This window comes from Ruegeria sp. K3 (genome assembly GCF_056531845.1).
The window spans coordinates 15496-35758 of sequence record NZ_JBQFMM010000006.1 but is presented as its reverse complement, the minus strand read 5'-3'; the positions used below and the strand labels follow the sequence as shown (position 1 = coordinate 35758).

Genomic DNA, 20263 nt, shown 5'->3' with positions numbered 1-20263 from the left:
GCGGTCGGTAGAGCATGTTTTGCATAAGGTCAGACTATTTGCATCAAACATCATGTCGGTAATCTCGCATAGAAGTCCGACATATTCATCTTCAGAACATCGTTGAACCACTCAACCGACAAGTCAAACTCGTGGTCAGGATAATAGGTATCCAAACCCCGGAAAGGCCGGACCTGCACATCATCGAGAAGACCATGACCCCTTAGTCTTTCTTCAGTGTCCTTGTCGTATTTTCGGATAATGTCATGAAGCTCTTGAACAGCATTCATAGAAGATGAATTTTTCAGGAATTGGACTTGTTCATAGCGGAAATCATTGCTGCCCTTAGGTGATTCATATGTTCCCATATCATGATATCTCAGCAATTTGAGCATCCAGTGAATTTCGGTCAGTCCGTCAAAGTGACAAATGACCGATTGCTGAGAAACATGTCGCTTGATGTTGCCTCTCCACCGCTGTGGCGCATGAACACCTAACTTGATGTTCTTCCCCGTTCGGGTGGCGCTTTTTCCGAAACGATGCGCACAAAATCCTCTGTCGCTGTACTTGAGTCTTTCTTCTCCGAATAAGCTTCGGGCGACATAGCCGCGGGTGTGCTTAGGCTTCAGCATAAGACCACCAAAAAGTCCGGGTGTGTTGTTCTCGGTTGAAAACACACGCTCGCCATTAGGAATTGAAATCGTATCAACATCCGAGGGCAGGTCAGCTAGCTCTTGTGCAAAATCATCGGCTTGCAGATACTCATCCGCATCGAGGAAAAGCATCCAATCGACTTTTGCTTCTCGATAGGCTTTTGTCGCTATCAGCCTTTGGCGTCTGAAACTGTTTTCTGGATAAGCACAGTCCCAGTTTCTTCGAAAAAACGTGTCATCCATCACTTCAACGCGACAGTTCGGTATCTGAGCCAGAAGTTGCCGCGCTTTCGGATCATCACCATCCAGAAAGATAAAGATCTCTTGCGCGCCGAGTGACGCATAATAGGAAGCAAATATAGCCACCAGCTCTGGCGGCTCTTTGACCATGGTAACGACACCCCAGGTGGCCATCTTCAAAGGAGTCCCGTGTTTGGGAAGGGCCAAATTCGTTGATCGCACGTCTTTAGAGTCACCGGCTTCCTCTATTGCCCAGTAAGTCTGGATTTGTGGCAACCTTGATCGGTGAATTTTCCGCCTTAAGCAAGAGCATCCTGAGGTCTTATTGGACGATCCGATTTAAGACAGTTTGGGTGATCTTGCGACCTTTGTCGGGGAGGACTGAGAAAATTGGACCAAAGTTGAGGTAACCAAACAATTTCTGCTTATTGCGAGCCCCTAAAGTTTGATCGTTACCGCTCGTTCTTTTTCGCGAAACACAAAGGTGCGAGAATTCTGACTAACGGACCTGCGCTACAGACAGTTCATATTGGACGGTTGGGTCACCATCACAATTGCGGTTGAATCGGGATCATTAAACCAGTGGATCGAATACCGGAGCCATGCTAATGCGGAGCAAGTGAAGAACATAACGGGCATCGATCCAGCATGGATATTTCTCCAGTAATTTCATCGTTTTGGCATGGATCCAGTCTGACTTTTTTCGAGCAACTCTGCCTCAAAAGCTTTGTGGATCACGGCCATAAGGTCAAGTTGTACTCTTTGAAAGAAATCACGAACACACCACCGGGCGTTGAAAATGCGGATGCACGTATTTTCTTGCCTGACCACCTGAAAATATGGCGAAACGAAAAGCGAAACAGCGCTTATGCCCCGTTGTCGGATTTTTTCAGGATCAACATGCTTCGGGAATCCGACGAAATCTGGATGGATTGCGATATGCTGTGTATGCAGCCGATCCCCGACATTCCGTATATTTTCGCAAAAGAGAAACGCTATTTTAACAATGCGGCTCTCCGGCTGCCGCACAGTTCTCCAACATTGCAGGGTATGCATGACTTTATGAACGGGTCTGAGATCGTGATCCCCAATGACTGGCCGTGGAAAAAAAATATTGATGTTTCCATCGGCAAGTCCAATGAAGACGGCTCTTTCTCGGTACCATTGGAAAACCTGTCGCAGCTGCCATTTTATACGTTCGGGCCTCAGGCTATCTCGTATTTTCTGGGCAAAAACGGTGAAGTTAAACACGCCCTGCCACCCGAGTCATTCTATTCCCAAGAACCTACGGCCATGCGCTTGAATTATTTCCGGCCGCGGTTTTCCCGCATATCGCTCGATGAAAACGCGTTGGGGGTTCATCACATTGGCGGCTCAAGCATGCGCAAGAAATACAATATGGATGGTGGGTTTCCTTTGCCGCATCCGAACAGCCAAGTCGCCAAGCTATGCAAGAAACATGACATCGATCCCTCTAAGGCGATGCCACAGGATGTGCTGAAGTCTGTTGACCAAGATTAAAGTGTCCGGCCAAGTCAGAAGCGCCAGTCTGTGTCCAAGTTTCGGACGATCGCAATCAATAACACTAGGTGTCATCTGCAAATACCGTAGTGCCAAGTTGTTTGGCGGACGGTTGCCCAACCGGCCATTGCATTGAGTACAACGGACAATAACTTGGCAATCAAAGTAGTGGCGGTCGCTTCAGGCAAGGATGATAAACTGCGACACTGTCAACATATTCGATTGTCCTTCTGCGGATAGAGCCTTTACTTTTTCTAGCGTAGAAATTTCACTACGATTGCTTGCAGCGATGCAGGTCCGGCCATATTAGGATGCTAAGGAGTATAGGGCCGAATGATAAGAAGCCCGAACGCGGGTCTCGGACTAATCTGGGGCCCAGTTTATCGGATAGTCGAATGTCAAAGACGCTGGTTGCAGATCACAAGGATATTCACCGATCATCTATCCCGGCTTCTAACAGCAGAAGACCGACTAGAAGCATGTCTTTGTCGACCCGGTCGCTCTGACCGGGTGTGAACAAAGATGTCTACGCTTAACGATAATGATCTGAACCAACCTCCTCAGCCTGATCAAGGATGGTCACGCGAACTTGTTGCGCTTGAGCGGGCCATTGTGGTTCCGCCCGCAGTCTCCGATACGGTGCAGGAAGCCGGTGTTCTGACTGAAGACCGGGAATACTGCGCGCATGGGGCGCTTTGGCGGGGAAAGCGTGCCATGACCACCCAGCCGATATCGCCAACAGACCCTTTGCCGCAATTGTCGGGTCGCTGGCTTTATGCCGGGCTGTTATGGGTACACTTTGGTCATTTCCTAGCTGAAAGCACCGCACGTCTTTGGCCGCTGCCGGCAATCGCGAAGGATATTGATGGGGTCCTCTTTACCCCCAAGCGACCCGCCAATGGGGATGAAACACGCCCCATGCAGCATAATTTTTTTAAGCTTCTGGGTATTGATCTTCCAATCAAAGTGGTGACCGAGCCAACTCAGATAGAACATCTGCATGTGCCCGGTCAGGGGTTTGGGCTGGGCCCGATTGTGGCGGGAACGCCTGAATATCGTGCCTTGATCCATCAAAATTTTGGCGCCGACGTTCCCCCTGATGGGCCGGAGCGGCTTTATATCTCGCGCGCAGGTCTTGGAATACGGCGGGGTGGCGTTATCGGAGAAGAGTTTCTCGAAGAGAATTTGCGCCAGAACGGGTACGAGATTTTCTATCCGGAACAACACCCGATGGAAAAGCAGATCGCACGTTACAAAGCCGCCCGTCAGATCGTTGCACTAGACGGGTCGGCACTGCATCTTTTTGCTCTGGTAGGCCGTCCAGATCAGCAGGTTGCAATGATCCCGCGCCGCACTTCTTCGGTGCATCACAATATCTCAGCTCAGCTAGCGGCCTTTTGCGGGCAAGAGCCTTTGGTCGCCAATGCCATTCGCACCGATTGGGTATTGGCATCGCGCGGTCGCCCCAACCGCCATTCACTTGGAGAGCTTGACATGTCCAGATTGCATAAAGTGCTTGCCGATGCAGGATTTGTCTCACCTGATCTGGCCTGGGAAGAAATGTTCTGGCGGCAGCGGCGGCGAACCATCCGAAAACTGGAAAAAGCCCTTGGCGACCAGCTGGTTCCCATCCATCAAGAGCCCGCTGACTAATGCAGCTAATCCTGGATATACGCGACACAGCTCGGGATCAGGCGCGCCAAGCCAATGGGGTTGCGTCTGTTTTGAGTATCGATATTGCGGATTTGCAGCAGCAACTGGTTGCGTTTGCGCAGATTACGCGGCGAAGACGTGCAAAGGCCGAGCCGCCCGAATTTTTGCCCGCACTCGCCAGTGCAATTGCTAATGAGCGACCGCGGTTCATGCTTTTGGCCATGCCAGCGCTATCAGAAAACCTCACCACGGAAGTCTCTGTTGGTCGAGTCCACGAAGTTTTGGGGCAATTGGCGGCCGACATCCTGATTTTGACTGATCTTGATTCAGGATCTGATCGCGCCAGAATTTGGGCCGCACAATTTGGTGCCGATGCGATAGTTAACCGGATTGAATGGCCAGATGATCTGACTGCGCAGCCTCCTGCATTCTCTACCCTGGCCTCCTGTGTAAAAGAAGAATCCACTCCAAAAGAAGTGCTGCCATTTGCCCGTCGCTTCTTGCCGCGCAATGACCTGACAAGTTTTGACGAAAGTCGACCCATGGGTGACACGGTGCCGGTGGACCTCAGGCCGCCAGAGGGTACCAGCGGCACGGTGCTGATCGGTTGCATGAAAAACGAAGGCCCTTTCCTATTGGAATGGATTGCATACCACCAATCGATCGGTGTGCATCACTTTGTTATCTATACCAATGGCTGCGAGGATGGCACGGATCTGATGCTGGATGCGCTGGCCAAAACCGGTCTGGTCACGCATGTCGACAACAACAAATGGAAGGGCAATTCCCCGCAACAGTGGGCTCTGAACCAGTCTGCAAAGCTCAAGGTGGTCAAACGTGCCGACTGGGTTATCCATATTGATGTGGATGAGTTTATCAACATCCGCTTTGGTAACGGGACACTGCCGGAACTTTATAAGCGCCTGCCTGAGGGGGTCAGCAATATTGCAATGACCTGGCGGCAATTTGGGTCGGCCGGGATAAAGACCTACGAGGACAGGCCGGTCCTGGCGCAATTTGACCGATGCGCTGCGTCATATCTGCCCAAACCGCATACCGCTTGGGGCTTCAAGACCGCCACCAGGAATATTCGTGCCTATCGTAAACTAAGCTGTCACCGGCCCAATAAGCTGAAAGAAGCAAAAGCCGGACAGGTGCTATGGGTCAATGGATCGGGTCAGGATATCACGCACAAAGTGGCAAAGAATGGCTGGAGATCCGATATCAAGACCATCGGTTATGAACTGGTCCAGCTAAACCACTACGCACTAAGATCTGCGCAGTCTTTCTTGGTCAAGCGTCAACGCGGACGGGCCCTGCATGTGGATCGCACTGTCGGGCGCAACTACTGGATACGGATGGATTGGAACCAGTATCGGGACGTCACTATCCAACGCAACTTGGCCAGATTGTCAGTGGCGATGGAAGCGTTGATAGCCATTCCCCAGATTGCGCGGCTACACGAAAAAGCTGTTGCCTGGCACCAGGCTAAGATTGAGTTTTTGATGGATGAGCCCGAGTTTCGCGACCTTTATGACGAGATCACCGGCATCGAACTTGAGGATTTGCAACGGATCCGCGCCATCATAGATGCGGATATGCATAGCTGACTTGTCGTGCCGCGATGAACCGATTCTTAGAACGGCCCGGCTGTCGCAGATAGCGTGCGGCTTGATATTCATTCGCCAACTAAAAGACCTCCGATGACCAAAAGTTGGCGAATAACCCTTCAAAGTCTTAGCGAGAGACATGACATGCCGCCATCCAGCTTGGCGCAATCGGTGTTGTCAATTTCTACGATCTCATACCCTTCACGATCCAACATGTCTGCTGTGCGCGAGAAGCCTGCGGCCATCAGCACCAGATTGTTGAAGCGGATCGCGTTGGCAGCAGCTTCTTCCCCATCAGCAACATGAAGCACTCGGTAGCCCTCAAAGCAGCCTGATGCATCAAGTCTTTGAGTTGACAGGATTGTTTCGGCATCCATCAGTGAACAATCTGTCTTGAAGTGCAAAACGCCTTCCGGTGTAAACACTTCGCGCAATTTGTGGCCCCACGCGGAGGTGATTTTAGACAGCTCGGCGACACCTTCAGCGTCAGTGCGGTCTGATCTGCCCACCAAAATTTCGCGACCGGTTACAAGAATATCTCCGCCCTCGATATGGCCGGGGCCGTTGATTTCCAGAACCGTCTCGTAGCAAGCGCGAAGATTTGGCGCCATTTCTGCCACCTCACCCATCCGCGATGGTGCGCCTGGCCGCATCAGCACAGCGCCTTGCGGCAGGCAAAGGGCCGTATCTTCGACAAACTGTGCGTCGGGGAACGCGTCAAGGGGATCAAGTTCGATCACTTCAGCCCCGGTGCTTTTCAGTGCAGCCACGTAAGCCTTATGTGCCGCCATCATCCCTTCGAAATCGGGGTTTCCAATATCCTTTGCACGCAAACCGCCAGCAATGGTCGCAGCCGGGCGGCGGGTGATGGCGCGGGAGAACTCAAAGGTCGGGTCTGACATGTTTCAATCTTTCTGAGGTTCACATTTCGGAGCGATGACTTCGATCATTGCAGGCCCATCTAAAGCGACAGTTTCGCGCAACGCCTGCGCGACAGCCTGTGGTTCGGCCGGAACCTTGGTGAATGGAATGCCAAAAGACTTGGCTGATGCAGAAAAATTCGGGGGCGAAGGATCACAACCTATGACGGTCACACCCACATCCCGCATCGACGCGGCAATTTCCTGGTATCCATGATTGTTCCAGATCACGAAGGTGACCGGCAGGTTTTCATCTGCTGCGGCCATGATTTCAGGCAATGAAAACTGTGCACCTCCATCGCCGACAATGCAGATCGCCCTTGTAGTCGGATCGGCGATCGACGCGCCGATGGCAGCGGGTATCCCGTAGCCGAGCGCGCCATATCCCGTTGCTGCGTTGAACCAACCTCCGGCCCGGTCGTGGTCGTAGAAAAGATTGCCGGCATAAATTGGTTGGGTTGAGTCTCCGACCATCAATGCATTCGGAACTTCTGAGCGAATGGCATTCAGGATTTCGACCTGATGGCGATAGTCCGGACCAATTTCCTCCCAGGCGGCGCGGCGTGTTTTGCTGGCGCGTTCGGCACCGTCGTCTTGCTTTGCCTCATTGGACAATGCCCCAAACAGCGCCGGTACAACCAAATTAACGTCACCTTGAATGGTTAGCGCTGCCTCATGTCGCGCCAGTTGATGGCTGCAGCGATCCACCCGGATCAGGCCTGACCTTCCTGCTATTTGCTCGGTGGCGTACATGTCATAGTCGGTTGGCCCCAATTCGGTTCCCAAAGCCAGAACGCAATCAGCGCTTTCTATCAGCTCGCGTACTGCTTTGAGGCTCGGGCTGGCAGGAACGGTCAGTGGATGTCCGTGCATCAGGCCCCGTGCGTTGACGGTTTGCACGACGGGGGCATCGAGGGTTTCAGCCAATGTCTGTAAATCGGTTTCCGCTTTTTTCGCGCCACCGCCCGCCAGAATGACAACTCGATTTGCTTGAGCCAGTTGCCTTGCCGCTTGTGAGATTAAATCTGGATTGGCCGGGGGTGCTGGATCGAGCGTCTCGACTGGTGTTTTTTGATATTTTTCTGCTGCTACATCCAACGGGACCTCTATATGCACCGGCCCTGGGCGACCGTTGGTAAGGTCGTGAAAAACACGGTCCAAGACCGGGTCCAGAGCGTTGGAGTCGGGAACTTGTTCTGACACCAACGCAACTGTTCTGGCTAGCCCCAGTTGGTCTGGCAATTCATGCAGATGTCCCAAGCCCTTGCCAAGTGAAGCGGTTTTATTGACACCAGAGACCACCAACATCGGAATTGAATCAGCGCGCGCCTGCGCCATCGGTGTCAAGGTGTTGGTCAATCCGGGGCCGGTGATCACAAAGGTCACACCCGGTTTCCCCGAAACACGCGCGTAGCCATCAGCCATGAAACCAGCACCCTGTTCATGCCTGGGCGTGATATGACGAATGCCCGAAGCCGCAAGACCGCGGTAAAGTTCGACCGTGTGAACGCCCGGAATTCCAAAGACGCAGGTCACATCTCTTTGGCGAAGCTTGGCAACCAAAGCTTCACCGATTGTCATTCCGCTCATGCAACCTCGCGTGATTTGCTGTTGGCGTGATCAATGATGCGAGAAACCGCTGTGGCAAAATCGGCGTCACTAATCGTCAGCGCGACCCGGACCCAGTCTTTCAGGCCGTCGCCAAAGGCGGACCCTGGCATGACAGCCACCCCGGCCTGTAACAGATCCCACGCATAAGCTTCACCATCAAACCCGGTGGCAGAAACGTTGATGAGGGCGAACATTCCCGCCTCTGGGCGATGAACCGTCAGATCCGTTTCTGCTTCAAGACGATCAGCCAGCAGGGTGGCGCGGCCAGAGAAGCGAGCGGCCATGCCGGGGGCAACCTCGGACCCGTCGCGGATTGCCTTTTCGGTCATGTCCGCGATGAAGGGCTGATTGCCAAAGAGCATTGTTTCGGAATACGGCAGCAGCGCTTCACAAAACGCTGCTGGTCCGACACACCAACCGCTACGAAACCCTGGGGCAGCATGTGATTTCGAGATGGATGATACACCTATGACACGATCCGCCAGTTTCGGGTCTGCCAATGGTGAAGCAAATTCGGCCTCGTCAAAGATCAGTTCTTCATAGACCTCGTCCGAGATGATCCATAAATCGTGCGCCATGGCGAGCTGCCCGATTTCGGCAATTTCCGTGGTAGTCAGAATTGCACCTGTCGGGTTGTGTGGCGTTGTCAGAAGAATGGCGCGGCTGCGTGGAGTGATGCGTGCAGCAATATCTTCGGCTTGCATGCGAAACCCGTGCTCTGGCCGAAGCGGCACAGGCACCATATCCGCCCCGGATGCACGCACGACTCCTTCGTATGTCGCGTACATCGGATCACCAACCAAAACTTCCTCTCCGGCCTCTGCAATCCCGGACATCACTGCGAAAAGGGCGGTTTGCGTCCCGGGAAAGCACAAAAAGTTCTCGGGTCCGAAGGGCCGCCCACGAGAGGCTGAATAGCGAGCAGCAAGCGCGTCAAGCAGTCCGGCTTCACCGCGCCCGTTGGAATACCCTGTCCGTTGTGCCCGCAAGGAGGTTACGGTGGCTTCTACCAATGCGGCTGGCACGGGCACATCCGGTTCTCCAATCGTCATTTCGACGATATCCGCTCCGGCTTTGATAAGGTCACGTGCTTTCAGGTGTACACCCCATTTGGCACCACCCAACCCCGCTAAACGCTCAGTCACAGATGTTGTCTTCATGGCTGCTCCGCCTCTTTGTTTAATGGTATCCTCAGGATGGCGCTCACGGAGTCCAAGCCGATCCGCGCCAGTTGCCCTTCGGAAAACGCGTCCGGAAGCGCACCTCCTTCCAGCCAAAGGCCGTCGATTACCGCGTTGCAAGCAATGGCCAGTTGCGTTGCCTCCGTTGCAGCAACTGAACGTCCGGTTTCCAGCAATGCAGCGACGATCAGCTCCTCGAGGTGACCCCGGAAATAGTTATAGGTCTGCTGGTGAATGCGCTGCATTTTTGAATCATGTTGCACCTTGTTCAGAAAGCTGGCCCACAACGCCACAGCGCTTGGATCAACGATTGGTGGTCGCAGCGACGCGTCAACGAAGTTGGTCAACTGAGATACCGCGCTTCCCATTCCTGACGAAGCTGCTGTCTGATCTGTTAGCGTATTCATGTGGTGCTCATACGCCGCTTGAACCAACTCTTCTTTTGAAGAGAAATAATGACGGATCAACCCTTGGGTCACGTTCGCGCGGGCTGCAATCTCACGCACCGTGGCACCGCGGACGCCCATCTCGGCGATCAGGTCCAAAGTCGCCAATATCAGCGCCTCGCGCCGAAACTCAGCAGACTCACGTTTAAATTTGCGGCTGTCGTCCTGCACGTCAGTGTCATCCATGGCATGGAGTTATTATACACTTGCATAATTGCGAGATTCGAGGCTTACTGCAAGCTGAAATCAGAAGATTGTTAGATATGGACACAGCCGAAGCAGCATCACCCACACCCGAAGCCACTGCGTCCATTGAGGCGATAAAGATTGAGGACCTGCACAAATCCTTTGGTGCGCTAGAGGTCCTGAAGGGTGTCTCCCTGACTGCCAACAAGGGGGACGTTGTCGCAATCATCGGGGGGTCAGGCTCGGGCAAATCCACCATGCTGCGCTGTATCAACTTCTTGGAAACGCCGAGCTCGGGAAAAATCACCATAGGCGGTGAATTGGTTGAAATGCACGCCGATGGTAGCCCCGCGAACCGCCGCCAGATCGAGCGTATCCGAACGCGGCTGGCAATGGTTTTTCAGCAGTTCAATCTGTGGACGCATCGCACGCTTCTGGAGAACGTGATCGAAGTGCCGATACATGTCCTTAAGGTGCCAAAGGCAGAGGCTATCTCGCGGGCGCACGACCTGTTGAAAAGGGTAGGGCTTGGTGACAAGGCCGACACCTTTCCGGCCTATCTATCTGGCGGTCAGCAACAGCGCGCCGCCATTGCCCGTGCGCTTGCCGTAGATCCTTCGGTGATGCTTTTCGATGAGCCCACATCGGCGCTGGACCCCGAGTTGGTCGGCGAAGTTTTGAACGTGATCCGTGATCTCGCTGGTGAAGGACGCACCATGCTGCTCGTCACCCATGAAATGAAATTTGCGCGCGAAGTTGCCAGCCACGTTGTCTATCTTTTCGAAGGCCGCATTGAAGAGCAGGGTCCACCTGCCGAGGTCTTCGGTAATCCAAAATCAGAGCGGTTGAGGCAATTCCTCAGCTCGGTCGCCTGATTCAGTCAAAACAAACTAATGAACCAAAAGGGAGTAACAAAATGAACCTTAAGAAACTGCTTGCGTCCGGAGTTGCCGCCGCCATCCTTTCAGTTGGTGTCGCCAGTGCCGAAGAGGTCAAGATCGGTATCGCGGCTGAACCTTATCCACCATTCGCTTCGCTTGACAGCTCAGGCAACTGGGTTGGATGGGAGATCGATGTTATCAATGCTGTCTGTGCCGCTGCCGAACTGGACTGTGTTATAACGCCTGTAGCCTGGGATGGTATCATCCCATCGCTGACCGGGCAGCAAATCGACGCCATCATGGCCTCTATGTCGATCACCGAGGAGCGGCTGAAAACCATTGATTTCAGCGATCCTTACTACAACACACCCGCTGTAATCGTTGCGGACAAATCGATGGATATCGAAGCGACACCAGAGTCGCTGGCGGGTAAAGTTGTCGGCATTCAGGCTTCGACCATCCACCAGGCCTATGCGCAGGAATATTTCAAGGATGCTGAACTGCGGGTTTATCAGACACAGGATGAGGCCAATCAGGACCTGTTCGCAGGCCGTATTGATGCAACTCAAGCAGACAGCATCGCCATGGCAGACTTTGTAAACTCGGATGCGGGCGCTTGCTGTGAAATTAAAGGCGCCGTTGCAGATGATCCCGCTATTCTGGGACGCGGCGTTGGGGCTGGAGTGCGCAAAGGGCAAGATGACCTGCGTGAGGCGCTGAACAAAGGCATCGCCGCAATTCTTGCCGATGGCACGCACGAGAAGATCACATCGAACTATTTCTCGGCCAGCATTTACTAAGCCGCTGCTGTGAACGGACTGTTGGATTCACTTGGATTGGCGCAGAGCGCAGAGCTTTTGTCGCTCTCGCCGCCGGGATGGGGGCCCAATCTGCTGCGCGGATTGTCCCACTCATTGCAGATCGCTTTCGGCGCTTATGCCCTCGGTCTCGTGATCGGATTGTTCGGAGCTTATGGCAAACTCTATGGCGGGAAGGTCACGCGCGATCTTCTCGCCATCTACACGACGGTGATCCGGGCTGTGCCCGAGCTGGTCCTGATCCTGATCCTGTATTACGTGGGATCTGACATCATAAACAAAATCTCCGCCGCAATGGGCGGGGGTCGGGTTGAGGTCAGTGGTGTTGGCGCAGGCATATGGGTGCTGGGTGTGGTCCAGGGCGCTTACGCGACCGAGATTTTGCGCGGCGCTATTCAGGCGGTTCCGCCCGGTCAGATCGAAGCGGCCAAGTCCTACGGTATGCCCGCCTTCATGACCATGCGCCGCGTGACAATCCCGGCCATGATGAGCTTCGCCGTGCCAGGTCTTGCCAACCTGTGGCTGATTGCAACCAAAGATACCGCGTTGCTCGCTGTTGTGGGTTTCAACGAGCTGACACTGGAAACCCGCCAGGCTGCAAGCAGTACACGCGCCTATTTTACTTTCTTTCTGGCAGCGGGATTTCTTTATCTCATGGTAACGCTGTGTTCGGGCGGCATCTTCGCTCGGATTGAGAAATGGGCGCGTCGCGGCCAACCCTCCCTTAAAGGAGGGGGCAGATGATTGATTTCAGATCGTTGATGCAACCACATCGCATTGTGATGATGCTGATATTCGCTGGGATCGTTGTCTGGTGCGCCGTCTCTCTTCAGTGGGACTGGATCCCGAAATATGCGCCGCTCGCCCTTCAGGGCATTTGGACGACAATCTGGCTGTTGGTGGTCACCGTAGTTTTGGGTTTCCTACTCGCCGTTCCTCTTGGATTGGCACAGGCGGTAGGGCCTTGGTATCTTGCCGCCCCGGCCAAGGCATTTTGCACTATCATCCGCGGCACACCGCTGCTGCTGCAACTCTGGTTATTGTATTATGGGCTTGGGTCTTTGTTTCCGCAGTTCCCTTGGATACGCTCTTCCGAGTTGTGGCCCTATTTGCGGCAGGCCTGGCCTTATGCAGTACTGGCGCTGACGTTGTCCTATGCCGGCTACGAAGGAGAGGTGATGCGCGGTGCCTTCAAAGGGGTCGCCAAGGGTCAGCTTGAGGCAGCCAAGGCATTTGGCATGCCACGTTTCACCATGTTTCGCCGTATCTGGTTGCCGCAGGCTATCCGCAACGTCCTGCCGACATTGGGCGGTGAAACCATATTGCAACTCAAAGCAACTCCATTGGTTGCGACGATCACTGTCGTCGACATTTACGCCGTGTCTTCACGTGTGCGCTCCGACACTTTCATTATTTACGAGCCGCTCATCCTGTTGGCCGTATTCTATATTCTCGTCGCGGGCGTGATCGCATTTGGTTTCCACTGGCTGGAAGTAAAGGTTCTTGGGACTGGAAACCGCAATGGCGGTACCAGTTAGTATCGCCAGCAGCGGAGGGGATCCATGTGCTGCGTCAGCTCCGACCAGTGCTTTGAGTTCATAGCAATCTGAGCTGCAACTTGCATTCAGCTTGGCTGAGTACTGATGGTCGATATCAATATCAGGCCCTACTGGAATGGTGCACAATTATATCTCTGCGCACCAATCCCGGCCGGTTCCGTTCACAGCTCTACAACAACTTTCCCGACCGCCGCTCCGTTTGTCAGGTGCTCATAGGCTGCATCGACATTGGTCCACCCAAACCTCTGTTCGTCAACAATTGGTTTGAGTTGGCCCGCGTCCGCCATTTCCGCCAGAGTTTTCAAGATGTCACCATGGGATTGACGCCCGACATCATGCATCATCGGGATCAGCATGAAGACGACGTGCAGAGACAGACCTTTGAAATGCACAGGTGTCAGATCAATCTCGACCATCGCGACGGTTGAGGCGACTTGGCCATTGAGCTTGGCCGCTTTGAACGAGTTCGTCATGTTAGGCCCAGCCACGCTATCAAACACCACATCGAAGCCCACGCCATCAGTGTGTTCGGCCACGTAGTCCTCGACCTTTTGGGTTGTGAAATCCAACGGGCGCGCACCGAGACCCTCGATCAGGGCTAACTGATCTGCTCCGCGACCTGTTGCCGAAACGGTTGCGCCAAAGTGGCGAGCAACTTGAACGGCAACATGACCAACGCCACCGGCACCGCCTTGAACCAGAACGGTCTGCCCTTCGCCGACACCGGCGCGGGTCAATCCTTCGTAGGCGGTGATGCCTACGAGAGGCAGCGCCGCGGCCTCTCGCATGCTCAGCGTCTTGGGTTTGTGTGCAATCAGGCGGGCATCCGCATTGATGTACTCGGCTAGCGAACCAGGGAGGTCCATCAAACCACCGGCGCAGCCATACACCTCATCGCCTATGGAAAAACCTATAACACCTTCGCCAACGGCTGTGATTGTGCCAGCAAAATCCATGCCAAGGACCGCGGGCAAATTGGGGGACAGAGGTAGATCCGCGCCCATGCTTCGGATCATTGTATCGACGGTATTGACGCTGGCCGCGGCCACTTTGACGACTACATGCCCAGACGTTGCGACCGGGTCAGGCATTTCTACAAGCTCGAACGGTGCATCGGGTCCGTAGGCGTTCAGAACCATTGCTTTCATTGGGATATTCCTTTTTTAGCGAAGTGTCAGGCGCGGCTTTGAACAGCGCACGCCTGACGTGATCATTGTGTTGGAGGACGGATCAGTTGATATCCTGAACCTGCATAACCAGATCGCCCCACTTGCGCTGGTTTTCGATGTCGTGTTCCAGACCCTGTTCATCCGCGATGGTGAACCGTTTGACCGCCGGGGTTTTGCTTGTGGCCTGATACAGCCAATAGGCTTCGGCCTTCAGCGCTTCATCAATTGGTTTGTCAATGGATTCATAGACCATCTGCTTGCAGGCATTGATCGACTCTGCCGGGAATTTTGCGATCCGCTCGGCGAGCGCTGTCACATACGGGCCAATCTCATCTGGCTCCAAAGCCTTGTTTATGGTGCCCAGACGTTCTGCATCATCCGCATCGTAGTCTTGTGCGCTCAGGATGATCTCAAGCGCTTTTCCAAGGCCGGTTTGACGTGCCATGCGCGAAGCACCGCCGCCGCAAGGCAGGATGCCCATTCCAACTTCCATCTGCATGAACTTGTACTTACCCCGCGCCGCAAATCGCATGTCGAGCGCCAACGCCAACTCGTGTCCGCCACCACGTGCGAACCCTTCCAGCTTTGCGATGGTGGCTTGTGGCACCTTGCTGATCCGCTCGCAGACCGATTGAAGGTCCAAAAGCTGTGCGTCCTCCCGGGATACGGCCTCAGTCGACATATCCTTGAGCAGCTCGGTATCGTAGTGGCAGACCCAGATTTCCGGGTTGGCGGATTGAAAGATCACGACCTTGGTTTCGCGGTCTCGCTCTAGCCGCATGGCCAGACTGTTGAGGTCGGCCAGCATTTCCTGGCCTTGCACGTTTACGGTGCCAAAGTTGAATGTGACTGTTGCGATGCCGTTTTCAACAGCAACGTCAAAGGTTTGAAAGTTCTCATATTTCATCAGACAGTCCTTTCTTGGGCCTCGACGCGGCACGCGCGAGGGGTAAGGGAGGTTAAAGTTGGAAGCGCGTCTGGCTTTAGCGCAGCGCGGGTCAGTTGGTCTGGTTAATCAAACCTTTGATCGCGTTCATGACGTCGGCGACGTGAGTTTTGTCCAGTGCTGCGGCATGTGGATTCGCGAAGGCACCGCTGTCATTGTCAAAATAGGCACCTGACGCATCAGCGAACCGATCACCCAATGCCGCATCAATCAGGATATCAGCGCCGATGTTCATATCGTTCCCGGCTAGGCCGAATCCTTCTTTCACCATCTTTGAGGCCAACAGCGATCCCGGATTTACCGCGACCATAACGGGTGCATCGGACAGAGATTTGGCCCATTCCCGGGTCCAGATGGTGATCGCCAGCTTGCTTTGCGCATAAGCCTCCATATCAGCCAGCGGGACACTACCCTCCAGTGCATTAATATTCACCGGGGCCTGCGCTGCCGATGACAGGTTCACGACGCGCCCGTCGGCGGGAATGATCGGCATCAGCAATTCTGTGAGCAGATAGGGTGCGAGTGTGTTGACGACAAAGCGGATGTCCTGCCCATTCGCAAGCACGGTTTGCGGAGCTTTCAGCACACCCGCATTGTTGATCAACACGTCCAGTTTGTCATGTTTGGCCTTTACGCTTTCAGCCAGTTCTCGCACTACGGACAGATTGCTCAGATCAGCGGTATAAGTTTCGACATCGCCGCCGACGTCGGTGGCAGCGCTGTCCAATTTGGAGGTACTGCGTCCATGCAGAAGTACTTTGTGTCCATCGGCGGCCAGCTTCTTTGCCGTGAGCAAACCAATGCCGTCGGTTGAACCTGTAATGAGTATAGTCTTGGTCATTGATCTGATCCTTTAGGAAAAGTCGGGCAGTAAGGTATCCGCCAAGTGTTCGAGGGTCGTATCGATGGGCGCTTGATTGAACCGTAGGTTCAGTGCAACGTGATTGACCCCAAGCGTTTCTATTTCACGTAGATAGCTACGCAGGAAATCGGTGCCAGACTGAAACCCAAGATGGATCGGGCGCGGTGGTGCGGCGTGATCGGCAACGACATCGATATACAGGGATTGCATGACAGGCTTGTCTGGCTGGCCCGCTTCCTTCCCGCGCCTCCGATAGTCCGCAATAACCTGCCTTTGGGCAGTCGCATTGCGCGGATAGGTCATCCAACCATCGCCGTTCTGCGCCACCCAATCGGGGGATTGCTGGCTACCACCCGTAATAATCATCGGCAGGCGGGTCCCATGCGGCTTTGGCAGCAGGTCAATCCCGCCAGACAGCGTACCCTGTGCACTTTCACGCTCGGGATAGTCCGATCCAACGGCGCGGATGTAGTCAAAGCTGTCGCGGAAACGTACCCCGCGGTCATCATAGCTCTGCTTCATAGCCGGATACTCCTCAGGCCGGTCCCCGGAGGCTACACCCAAGAGCAACCGTCCGCCCGAGAGCACATCCGCGCTCGCCGCCGCCTTGGCTACATGAGCGGGGTGGCGCAATGGCAGGATCACGCTCGCCGTTCCAAGGGCAATTCGGTCCGTTACCGCAGCAAGCGCACCCAGATAGACAAATGGATCGAAAATCTGTCCTGCATCACCAAAGTTTGGAACGTTGAATGGCACGTCGCGCAGCCAAAGTGATACAAACCCGAGGTTCTCCGCTTTCCGAGCCGCTTCCAGATGATCCCGAAGCGTCGGCTCTGCACCGACTGCATATGCTTCGAGTGGCAACACAAGGCCAACGCTCAGCTGTCCCGGTCGAAATACCCGGTTATAGGCCACGTTGATTTGGGCAAAATCAGCAGGCTGCATTTTATCCAACATGTCCGGCTCTCCTTTAATAGCGCACCAAGGTGCGGCTCTCGATGCTTTTGCGAATGGTGTTGATGTTTGAATCTTCGACCATATCAAGCGCACTATGCGCGATCGACGGAGCACCTTGATTGTCATAGATGTTGAAGATCGCGACCTCATCCGGCGTCATCTTCGATTGATAAATCCATTCATGCCTGGGGTTTCCTACCAGCCCCATTATTTGCCCATTGCGGTCGGGATAGATCAGGTCCAGCAAAATCCAATCAGACGGTTCAACTGATGACGGGCGAACAAAGCCCAGGGGTGCTGAGTTGATAGGATGATCCACAGGGCGCCACACATTAACAAAAGCATAGTGACCGCGCGCCCACTCGGCTGCGGCCTCGGCACCCAAAAGATCGACAAGCCGCTGTTCGGCTCCGTCCTTGCTATAGTCACTGTGGACGTTGCGCGCGGGTTTGCGCGTCGCTCCTGGGTCATCTATCCGAACCGTGTGATCAAAAACCACAACCTCGCGCGCACCTAACTTGTTCGAGAGCATTGCCGTTAGTTCCGCATCGTATGTCGGTTTCCAGACCTCGCCGGTAAAATCTTGTACCTGCGTTTCCAGCAGCGCGAACTCAACAGCATCAGACGCAAATGTAACTGTGTTGCTCGTGGTGCGGGCATCTGTCAATGCAACAGCCGTGCTGGCCAGTTCGGGCGAAATCAAATTACCAGCAATCCCGCCTGCATCTAGTTCAAAGGCTTGCCGCCAGGGCTTGTGAACGTGGTAGTTGACTGTGGCTGTCCGCGTCATCTGCGTCTCCTTCCCATGCCGAGTTGCATCCATGAAGGGGATTTAACGCTAATCTATTTGCGTATAAACTGCCCATTCATGGATTGATAATTCGGGTTTGCGATATAATGGGGCTTGATACAGACGCGCTGAGATTGTTTGTAGCGGCGGCAGAAAGGCTGAACATCAGTGCGGCGGGGCGCGCTTTGGGCATGGCTCCAGCTGTCTCGAGCGCAAAGCTTGCCAAGTTGGAGCAAAGCCTGGGTTCCGAACTGTTACATCGCACAACGCGCAAGGTGTCGCTGTCTGTTGAAGGTGCCGATTTCCTGCCCTTCGCCCGAGAGATTATTGCGCAGGAAGAGGCGGCACTTACGGCGTTGGGCAAACAAACAGCGACCATCCGCGGTACATTGCGCTTCGCTGCGCCCAGCACCTTTGCTCAGCTCTACATTGCTCCAATCCTGCCGAAATTTCTTCAACAGCACCCCGATCTGACGCTCGATTTGCGCCTATCGGATATGCAGTTCGATCTTATCGAGGGGAGTTACGATCTTGCACTAAGAAATGCGCCGCTTGTCGACACCAGTCTGAAAGGTCGAAAATTGGCTGATGACCGACGCATACTGTGCGCCGCGCCGCACTATCTTGACACATACGGCACACCCAAAACACCTGCCGATCTGAAAAGCCACCACCTGATCGCTTTCCAAAATCGCCACTTGCGCACGCTAACGGGAAAGGCAGGTGAGAAAGCCGGATTTGACCCAACGATGGCTAAGGGTCAATTGATCATAGACGACGGCCAAAGCCAGGTCTGCGCCACTCTGGCCGGCGCCGGAATATCCCTGAACGCACTGTGGAGCGTGTATGATCACCTGAAATCGGGCCGGTTGATGCAAATTCTGCCAGATTTTGAGGCTACGGAAGACAATGTACTATGGCTTATCTATCCCAAGTCCAACGTATTATCCCCCAAAGTTCGGGTATTCATGGATTTTCTGATCGCAGAGATTGGCTCAAATCCACCTTGGGAAACATGATCCCAATATTGGTCAAGAGCGCCTTAAGACATCACGGCGCCAGTTTGGAGAAATGCACGAGGCGGACACGCCTTTTGCAATTGCAATAGCCTGATCTGTTCCGCGATTTATGAGTTCCCGTGAACGCGGCCATCGCTCCCGTAGCGAGTGGCTAGTTCGACAGGCTGCATCGCAGCATCTAAACGGTTTATCCAAGGCCGGTTCCGGTCGTTCTTGCGTGAACCCAAAAGAGGGTTTCAAGACCTTAGTCGATCAAGCCGAAGCCGCGAGTGCAGGAAAGGTGTTTCTTATTCGCCCGCAGCGACGGCCTCGCCTGTCGAGAATAGCGCGGCAAGCATCGCCTCACTTCCAGCCAGCGCGCCCTTGCGCACGGTCGCAAGAACAAGTTTCCGAGCCGACGATTGTGGGAGACAAATACTTTTGACGTCGTCAGACCGGTACCGCAAAACATCGGGGACAGGCAGAAGCGTAAATCCCAGGCCTGCCGAAACACATTCCATAATCGCTTCAAGGTTATCAAGGACAATGGTTTCGGAACCCTTCGGTCTTTTGTGCTTAAGCATCTCTCCAGCAATGAGTTTTCCGATCCCGGTGTCGGGCATAAAATGAAAGAAGGGCTGCGCATTCAATAAACCCGCGAGGCCATCTTTCAGCAATTTCTTATGGGCTGCAAAGGCAAAGGGTTCCTCTCGAAGCACCTCTTCCGCAAGCGTGTCAGGAACACCTTCTGCATCTGTAAGAAGGGCGGCATCAAGCTGACCGCTTACAACCTTTTCTTGTAGAACCTTGGACAGGCCGGTTTCGAATGAGAAGGTCGCTTGCGGTGCTTGACGTTTTGCGTTGTTCAGGAAGTTCGGCAGCAAGCGAACGGCAGCAGTTGTGACAAATCCTATTCGGAAATGCCCGACAAGCGTGTCCGTCGGGCGACAGATTTTGAGAAGGCTGTCTTCGTGCTGCAGGAGCGGGATCGATGCCTCGACGACGCTCCGGCCGATTGGCGTAAGTCGCGGTGGTCGTACGGTGCGGTCAAAGAGGTCGACGCCAAGCTCCACCTCAAGCGCCTTCATCTGCATTGAAAGTGCAGACAATGTCATGTTTTGCTGCTCGGCCGCTTTCGCAAAGGAGCCGACATTCGAGACCCGTATGAGGGTTCTGAGAGAACGTGTCTGCATAAGTTAAGGTATATTGGATTAGATATCCATTTTTATTCGATTGTGTTGTATTACTGCAAGCGTATTCTGTTAAGAAACAGAGACGAGGGA

General features: G+C 54.0%; 19 protein-coding genes. 8 read left to right on the top strand and 11 right to left on the bottom strand.

All coding sequences use genetic code 11. The annotated features are described in order from the left end of the window. Window positions 1–50: 50 nt before the first annotated feature. Window positions 51–1046 (bottom strand): glycosyltransferase family 2 protein, encoded by a 996-nt coding sequence (locus ACR0MP_RS12270; RefSeq protein WP_480886548.1) that lies wholly within the window; start codon window positions 1044–1046, stop codon window positions 51–53. A 474-nt stretch (window positions 1047–1520) separates the two neighbouring features. On the opposite strand from ACR0MP_RS12270, the gene ACR0MP_RS12265 reads away from it, so the two are divergent. From ACR0MP_RS12265 to ACR0MP_RS12255, 3 genes are all read left to right on the top strand, one after another. Further along, window positions 1521–2393 (top strand): hypothetical protein, encoded by an 873-nt coding sequence (locus ACR0MP_RS12265; protein WP_170407505.1) that lies wholly within the window; start codon window positions 1521–1523, stop codon window positions 2391–2393. A gap of 522 nt (window positions 2394–2915) precedes the next feature. Then, window positions 2916–4046, top strand: a complete 1131-nt coding sequence (locus ACR0MP_RS12260) for a glycosyltransferase family 61 protein (protein WP_170407509.1) — start codon at window positions 2916–2918, stop codon at window positions 4044–4046. Window positions 4047–4138: 92 nt separating this feature from the next. Further along, window positions 4139–5656, top strand: coding sequence for a glycosyltransferase family 2 protein (locus ACR0MP_RS12255; RefSeq protein WP_480886546.1), 1518 nt, complete (start codon window positions 4139–4141; stop codon window positions 5654–5656). 119 nt (window positions 5657–5775) lie between these two features. Here ACR0MP_RS12255 and ACR0MP_RS12250 read toward each other — a convergent pair whose 3' ends face one another. From ACR0MP_RS12250 to ACR0MP_RS12235, 4 genes are read right to left on the bottom strand one after another with little or no spacing between them, the layout of a single operon-like run. Then, a complete protein-coding gene (locus ACR0MP_RS12250; protein WP_170407515.1) occupies window positions 5776–6558 on the bottom strand; it encodes an arginine deiminase family protein in 783 nt (260 codons plus the stop codon). Window positions 6559–6561: 3 nt separating this feature from the next. Next, entirely contained in the window at window positions 6562–8166 is a 1605-nt protein-coding gene (locus ACR0MP_RS12245) for a 5-guanidino-2-oxopentanoate decarboxylase (RefSeq protein ID WP_170735996.1), read from the bottom strand. After that, entirely contained in the window at window positions 8163–9347 is a 1185-nt protein-coding gene (locus ACR0MP_RS12240; protein WP_480886544.1) for a pyridoxal phosphate-dependent aminotransferase, read from the bottom strand. Before ACR0MP_RS12240 ends, ACR0MP_RS12245 begins: the two co-directional genes overlap by 4 nt. Beyond that, window positions 9344–10000 carry a TetR/AcrR family transcriptional regulator gene (locus tag ACR0MP_RS12235; RefSeq protein ID WP_480886542.1) on the bottom strand — a complete coding sequence of 219 codons (657 nt, stop codon included), beginning with the start codon at window positions 9998–10000 and terminating at the stop codon, window positions 9344–9346. The genes ACR0MP_RS12240 and ACR0MP_RS12235 overlap by 4 nt, the downstream gene beginning before the upstream one ends. Window positions 10001–10077: 77 nt before the next feature. On the opposite strand from ACR0MP_RS12235, the gene ACR0MP_RS12230 reads away from it, so the two are divergent. Genes ACR0MP_RS12230 through ACR0MP_RS12215 form a run of 4 tightly spaced genes read left to right on the top strand, consistent with a single transcriptional unit; the run spans window position 10078 to window position 13237 of the window. Next, the gene (locus tag ACR0MP_RS12230) at window positions 10078–10875 is read left to right on the top strand and encodes an ATP-binding cassette domain-containing protein (RefSeq protein WP_170407522.1); all 798 of its coding nucleotides are present in this window, start codon (window positions 10078–10080) and stop codon (window positions 10873–10875) included. A 41-nt stretch (window positions 10876–10916) separates the two neighbouring features. After that, entirely contained in the window at window positions 10917–11681 is a 765-nt protein-coding gene (locus ACR0MP_RS12225) for a transporter substrate-binding domain-containing protein (RefSeq protein ID WP_170394204.1), read from the top strand. A 9-nt stretch (window positions 11682–11690) separates the two neighbouring features. Continuing rightward, the gene (locus tag ACR0MP_RS12220) at window positions 11691–12443 is read left to right on the top strand and encodes an ABC transporter permease (protein WP_170407525.1); all 753 of its coding nucleotides are present in this window, start codon (window positions 11691–11693) and stop codon (window positions 12441–12443) included. Then, window positions 12440–13237 (top strand): ABC transporter permease, encoded by a 798-nt coding sequence (locus ACR0MP_RS12215; RefSeq protein WP_170407528.1) that lies wholly within the window; start codon window positions 12440–12442, stop codon window positions 13235–13237. Before ACR0MP_RS12220 ends, ACR0MP_RS12215 begins: the two co-directional genes overlap by 4 nt. A gap of 182 nt (window positions 13238–13419) precedes the next feature. On the opposite strand, the gene ACR0MP_RS12210 is transcribed toward ACR0MP_RS12215, so the two are convergent. From ACR0MP_RS12210 to ACR0MP_RS12190, 5 genes are all read right to left on the bottom strand, one after another. Continuing rightward, complete coding sequence (locus ACR0MP_RS12210) at window positions 13420–14406, bottom strand: zinc-dependent alcohol dehydrogenase family protein (RefSeq protein WP_170596291.1); 987 nt, start codon at window positions 14404–14406, stop codon at window positions 13420–13422. An 82-nt stretch (window positions 14407–14488) separates the two neighbouring features. Next, a complete protein-coding gene (locus ACR0MP_RS12205) occupies window positions 14489–15334 on the bottom strand; it encodes an enoyl-CoA hydratase/isomerase family protein (protein ID WP_170394211.1) in 846 nt (281 codons plus the stop codon). A 91-nt stretch (window positions 15335–15425) separates the two neighbouring features. Further along, on the bottom strand, window positions 15426–16214 hold the full coding sequence (locus ACR0MP_RS12200) for an SDR family NAD(P)-dependent oxidoreductase (RefSeq protein WP_480886539.1): 789 nt from the start codon (window positions 16212–16214) through the stop codon (window positions 15426–15428). A gap of 12 nt (window positions 16215–16226) precedes the next feature. Next, complete coding sequence (locus ACR0MP_RS12195) at window positions 16227–17192, bottom strand: TIGR03571 family LLM class oxidoreductase (protein WP_170407535.1); 966 nt, start codon at window positions 17190–17192, stop codon at window positions 16227–16229. A gap of 13 nt (window positions 17193–17205) precedes the next feature. Beyond that, window positions 17206–17982 (bottom strand): CmcJ/NvfI family oxidoreductase, encoded by a 777-nt coding sequence (locus ACR0MP_RS12190; RefSeq protein WP_170407536.1) that lies wholly within the window; start codon window positions 17980–17982, stop codon window positions 17206–17208. Between the two features lie 107 nt (window positions 17983–18089). Here ACR0MP_RS12190 and ACR0MP_RS12185 point away from each other — a divergent pair, with 107 nt between their 5' ends. Further along, window positions 18090–19001, top strand: a complete 912-nt coding sequence (locus tag ACR0MP_RS12185) for a LysR family transcriptional regulator (RefSeq protein WP_480886536.1) — start codon at window positions 18090–18092, stop codon at window positions 18999–19001. Between the two features lie 287 nt (window positions 19002–19288). Here the strand turns inward: ACR0MP_RS12185 and ACR0MP_RS12180 are convergent, their stop codons facing one another. Next, the gene (locus tag ACR0MP_RS12180; protein ID WP_170407541.1) at window positions 19289–20173 is read right to left on the bottom strand and encodes a LysR family transcriptional regulator; all 885 of its coding nucleotides are present in this window, start codon (window positions 20171–20173) and stop codon (window positions 19289–19291) included. Between the last annotated feature and the right edge of the window lie 90 nt (window positions 20174–20263).